A 525-nucleotide genomic window follows, 5' to 3' on the forward strand; every position below is an offset into this window, starting at 1 on the left:
CGGCGTCCGCGAAAATCCGCCAGCGTGAGGTGCCGATCCTCCTCGCGCACCGCCAGAAAGCTGCGGTACTGGATCCCTTCGCAGCCCGGTGCCGCGTAGTGAAAACAGCCGACCACGGCGTCCGCGAAAATCCGCCAGCGTGAGGTGCCGATCCTCCTCGCGCACCGCCAGAAAGCTGCGGTACTGGATCCCTTCGCAGCCCGGTGCCGCGTAGTGAAAACAGCCGACCACCTGCACGTCCGGGAGCTGCGTGACCAGCGGATAACCGCAGGTCTGGCTGAGGATAAGCGCAGTCTGTTGCCAGTGGCTCAGCAGGTCAGACTCCGGCCAGCCGGGGTCGCGATCGACGGAAACACCGCGCGCTCTGGCTGGCGGTAAAGGGGCTGCTGGCCGCGCGCGGGTGTCGGCGCGATCCACGGCATACATGGGAAACGCCAGCAGGTTACTCATACCCTTCCCCCTGTTGTTTTACAGGATGAACGGTGACGTCGACGGGCCTGGCCCAGAACTGACGCAGCCATTCAC

General features: G+C 65.1%; 1 pseudogene. It reads right to left on the reverse strand.

Features of this window, described 5'->3' with window-relative positions:
* Nucleotides 1-450, reverse strand: a pseudogene (locus LA04_RS08530) (phosphate ABC transporter substrate-binding protein); the annotation flags it as partial.
* Between the last annotated feature and the right edge of the window lie 75 nt (nt 451-525).

It is taken from the genome of Enterobacter sp. UCD-UG_FMILLET (assembly GCF_000762975.1).
GTDB classification, from domain to species: domain Bacteria; phylum Pseudomonadota; class Gammaproteobacteria; order Enterobacterales; family Enterobacteriaceae; genus Enterobacter; species Enterobacter dykesii.